Annotated in this window: 4 protein-coding genes; all 4 read right to left on the bottom strand. The window is 33.7% G+C overall.

Annotated features, from left to right (window positions below; genetic code table 11):
* Window positions 1-145: 145 nt before the first annotated feature.
* Complete coding sequence (locus NSA01_RS09695) at window positions 146-793, bottom strand: phosphatase PAP2 family protein (protein ID WP_257481257.1); 648 nt, start codon at window positions 791-793, stop codon at window positions 146-148.
* A 1,084-nt stretch (window positions 794-1,877) separates the two neighbouring features.
* On the bottom strand, window positions 1,878-2,813 hold the full coding sequence (locus NSA01_RS09690) for a DMT family transporter (RefSeq protein WP_257481256.1): 936 nt from the start codon (window positions 2,811-2,813) through the stop codon (window positions 1,878-1,880).
* A 14-nt stretch (window positions 2,814-2,827) separates the two neighbouring features.
* Complete coding sequence (locus NSA01_RS09685) at window positions 2,828-3,649, bottom strand: Nif3-like dinuclear metal center hexameric protein (protein ID WP_007049019.1); 822 nt, start codon at window positions 3,647-3,649, stop codon at window positions 2,828-2,830.
* Entirely contained in the window at window positions 3,618-4,340 is a 723-nt protein-coding gene (locus NSA01_RS09680; RefSeq protein ID WP_257481255.1) for a tRNA (adenine(22)-N(1))-methyltransferase, read from the bottom strand. The genes NSA01_RS09685 and NSA01_RS09680 overlap by 32 nt, the downstream gene beginning before the upstream one ends.
* Between the last annotated feature and the right edge of the window lie 111 nt (window positions 4,341-4,451).

The following is a 4,451-nucleotide window of genomic DNA, read 5'->3' as shown; positions in this document are numbered from 1 at the left end:
CGTTAAGAGCCATCACGGCGATTGAGTGAAAGATTTTTATCCAATATTTTTATCTTTAGAAAAATATTGGCGGGTCGTAGGGCGGAGCCCTGCAAGAGGGTGTAAGGGACGGAGTCCCTTATAAGGGGTTTTAGGGGCAACGCCCCTAATTAAAACTTTTTACAAAAGCATAATATAACATCACAAATGCAAAAGAAATAATCACCCCGGATACTATATCGGTGAACCAGTGAACACCGGAAAGAAGACGACCGACAACGGTCAGTACGAGAACTACGGATGATACCCCTTCGGCAGTATATCTGAGATTCTTATTTTTTATTCTGCTGTGGAACTGATATATCGCAGTTGACATGATGAATACCGCAAGCATTGTATGAGTGGACGGGAAGGAAGCTTCAAGGTTACCGTCTATGAGTATCGGTCTGTAATTAATAGTAAGATGTTCAAACAAAACGTAAACTACTATTATTAAAAGATAAAATCCGCCAAGAAGCAAAATATCCTTGTCTACCTTGAATAAACTCTTTCTTTTGATTAGCTGAACAAGTCCCAAAACACCAAAACCAAACGCGGTAAGTATTGCAATACCACCAAGAATTTGAGTCATTTTGTACCATATATCGTTCACCCCCACACTGTCAAAGATAAACTTATTGACAGCAGACAGACCTACCATGGACTGATTTGGTCCTGACGCACTGACATCTACCTTTATTACCATAAAAGTAAAAACCGCAAACAGTGCAAATAATATCCCCGAACATATAAAACTATTTTTAGCTAATTTCATTTTCTACCTCCGCAAATCAAGTTATATTTCAATCAATCAAAACCACACCATGAAAATGATATATAAGTAAGAAACAAGTTCTTCCTAAGTCAAGACCTTTTCTCGATAACACCAATTTTTCATTTAAGTTCATTTTAATCTTTAAATAAATTTTGACTTGTAATTTTACATTAAACAACAATTATAGTCAGTTAATGATAAAAAAACAAGGTAACCAATGTTTTTTAAGAAAATTTTAATGTTATGATTTAATATAATATATTTAACATAAAATTTTCAGAATTTAGATTTTATTGATTTTTAATTAATGAATATTATAATGATAATCATCACCTAGTAAGCTTAAACTTTTTTTATTTATAAACTTTGATACAGCACTATAAAATGATATCTGTGAAATATAACGAAAATAAACGTGCTTTATTTTTGGACGAAAATATTAAAAAAATATTTAGATTTATAAAGAATAATCAAAAAAAACACCTTAAATAAAATAAAAACAAACAGCCATAAGAAATGTACATCCTATAGTTATTCTCTATAAAAGTTACATTTAAAATAAAAAGCAGAAAAATAACTTACTGTACACATAGTTTATAAATAATTTAAATTACGATAAGATATTTTAATAATATTTCATAATGGTATCCATAAGACAGCCAATAAAACAAAACAGAATAAGCTCACTGCTGGTGTTAACGTTTCTATTTATGAAAACAATACTATCAGTGCAGTTGATACTAAAAATTATATTCCTAAAAACATAATTCATGGACAAAATCCACAATTTATAGTAAAACCCAATGCAAAAGACGATATAACAGTGATTTTCCCTAATGGAACTTCATTTAGCAAACCACCGAGAATTTTTATTACACCATATTCAACTAGTAAAAACAAAGCATTGGGTAGCGCTACTTTTTCAGTTCATACAATAGATATAGAAAAAAATACATTTCAAATAAGATATCTTAATAATTCATCGGTTCAATGTTTACCAGTTATTTATTGGATAGCAATAGAAAGATTTTAAATAAAAAAGCAGGGATATTCCCTGCTTTTTTATTTACATTGAATTACTTTATTAACTCTCAATCTCAAATTCAGACAGCCCATCATTCTCATCATTTCCCAACAAATTCACTCCGAACACGCCTGCCACGATTATCGCCGCTCCGAGCATTTGAATGAGGGTAAAAGGTTCTTTCCTTACGAACACTCCCGCAATTACGGAAATCACTGTAATGAGATTTGCGAATGCTGCAGCAGGTGCTATGGGAAGATTATGCAGGGTAAAATTATAACAGAAAAATGCAAGCACAGAGGATACTGTTCCGAGGTACAGTAATATCAAAAGTACCTTTACATTTGTAAAAGCAGCGATATATCCCCCGAAGCCTTTGGAATAAAATATTGAGATGATCCCGAAAGTGATTGCCGCAAACCACATCATAAAGAATGTGACTTCTATAGCTGTAAACTTTTCGCAGACTATCTTGTTCATTATATTATATCCCGCACCCGAAACGACCGCTCCGAGAAGACATAATATACCTATCATCTCGGAAGTATTACTTCCAGAACTCCCCGAACCTGTTACGACTATAACAGAGCCTATGACCGACAGCACGATAAATACCCACTGCAAAAAGGAAGGTCTCTCCCTTAAAAAAATCACTGCAAGGATACATACGACAACGGGTATAGTCGCTATCATAGTTCCGGAAAGAGAAGAAGTCGTAAGCTTGACCCCGTAGGTTTCAAAGATGAAATACAGTAAAGGTTCAAACATGGCAAGGAGTATCAAAGGTTTCATATCCTTCCCTTTATAGCTTAGCTTGAATGCACCAAAGAAATAAAGGACTGTTATGAATAAAGCCGCAAACAAAAATCTGACCGCAGGAAGCTGAAGAGGGTGCAGAACCGTAAGTACTTCGCTGGTAAAGGCAAAAGAAATGCCAAATATAAAGGAATAAATAAATCCCGTTATATATGGCATTATTTTCTTATTATCACTCATTTATTTACCCCTGCTTAAACGAAATAAGCGAAGCTTTCCACGTTCTTTTCTTCGGACTTGATAAGTTCTATTTCATGGAATTTCATCTTTAGAAGTTCATTCATTATCTCAAGGAAACAAATTTCCGCATTGTAATGACCTACATTTATAAGTACGATATCATTATCCACGAATTCCTGCATTTCGTGGTACTTTGTATCAGAAGTTATAAATACTTTTGCACCTTTTTCCTTGACCATTTCAAGCAAATCTCCGCCCGCTCCTGTACAAAGAGCTACTTTGCTTAAAATTCCGTGAGTGTTATAATTGTTCGTTACTTTTAATACATTTGTGTTATAAGCCTTTTTGACTTTCTTTAAAAGTCCGTCGATATTAACAGGCATCCTTGTATCCAAGTTACCTACCGCACCGAGACCGAATAAGTTTGCATCGTCTTCGCACTTATCGCTTACATATCTCTCCAAAGGCTCTATTTCGCTTAGTCCAAGCTTTTTAGCCATAAACATATTAAGACCTATGGTAGAAACGTCCATAGGAGTATGAGCAGAATAGACATTGATGTTGTTCTTGATAAGCTTGAATATCATGTCCCCTTTAATGCTGGACTGCTCGATATTCATTGATGTGGAAAAGAACAAAGGGTGATGTGATATTATCATATCGCAGTGTTCTCTTATTGCTTCGTCTATCACTTCGTTTGTGATATCAAGCGTTATAAGTATCCTTCTGACTTCATCGTTCCTGTTTCCCAGCTGAAATCCCGAGTTGTCCCACTCATACTGAAAACTCTCATTTGCAAATACATTAATATACTCTATTACATCTTTTACTCTCATAATCTTTTTTTACCCCTTCCAGCCTATTTATATAATCATCCGCTTTTTCCCCTGCCTTTTTGGCATTTTGGGAATTTTTACTTTTACAATTTTCTATTATCTTTTTATTTACTCTTATTTTGTAATCTATATAATCAATAAAATTTTTATTTCCTTCTTCAAATAGTCCAAATCCCAAGTCGAAGAATATCTCATCGAATTTTCTCTCATCTTTCTCAGGTATGACTTTTAATATATTATAAAAGTGGTGTTTGTCTCTTACCAAATCTTCTTTTATAACTCTATAGCCGTTTTCATAGAGATACTTCCTAAGGAGGTTTACGCTGTTCATAGGCTGAAGTATGAGATAATCAAAACCTTTAGCCTTTATTTTATCCTCTTCAAGGATATTTATTATAAGCTCTCCGCCCATACCGCATATAGAGACCGCGTCTATATCCGTCGTATCTATATCTCTAAGTCCGCCTGTGAGTATAAAATTAGCCTTATCTCCCATTTTATGCATTTCAAAGTTTTCCTTTGCATTATTAAGAGGTCCTTGATTTATATCACTGACTACAGCTTTATTAATTATATTATTTTTTATTAAATGAAGCGGAAGGTACCCATGGTCAGAACCTACATCTAAAAATGTATCGCACTTTTCCGCCATATTATACACCGCTTTTAGTCTTATATCCAAATTAACCATAATTATTCCTTTAAATAACAAATTTAGTATACCATAAAATCTTAGATTTTAAAATAATTTCTTTTCTTTTCAAAGAAACAAACCACCTAGGGGCTCTGCCCCTAAAACCCC

This window comes from Anaerofustis stercorihominis (assembly GCF_024623185.1).
GTDB lineage: Bacteria > Bacillota > Clostridia > Eubacteriales > Anaerofustaceae > Anaerofustis.
Note: the sequence above shows the minus strand (reverse complement) of the source record. Positions and strands in the feature narration are given on the sequence as shown.

Bases quoted from the DNA above. Each gene is read 5' to 3' on its own strand.
- NSA01_RS09685 (WP_007049019.1), bottom strand. From the start codon at position 3,649: ATGAGAGTAAAAGATGTAATAGAGTATATTAATGTATTTGCAAATGAG.
- NSA01_RS09695 (WP_257481257.1), bottom strand. From the start codon at position 793: ATGAAATTAGCTAAAAATAGTTTTATATGTTCGGGGATATTATTTGCA.
- NSA01_RS09690 (WP_257481256.1), bottom strand. From the start codon at position 2,813: ATGAGTGATAATAAGAAAATAATGCCATATATAACGGGATTTATTTAT.
- NSA01_RS09680 (WP_257481255.1), bottom strand. From the start codon at position 4,340: ATGGTTAATTTGGATATAAGACTAAAAGCGGTGTATAATATGGCGGAA.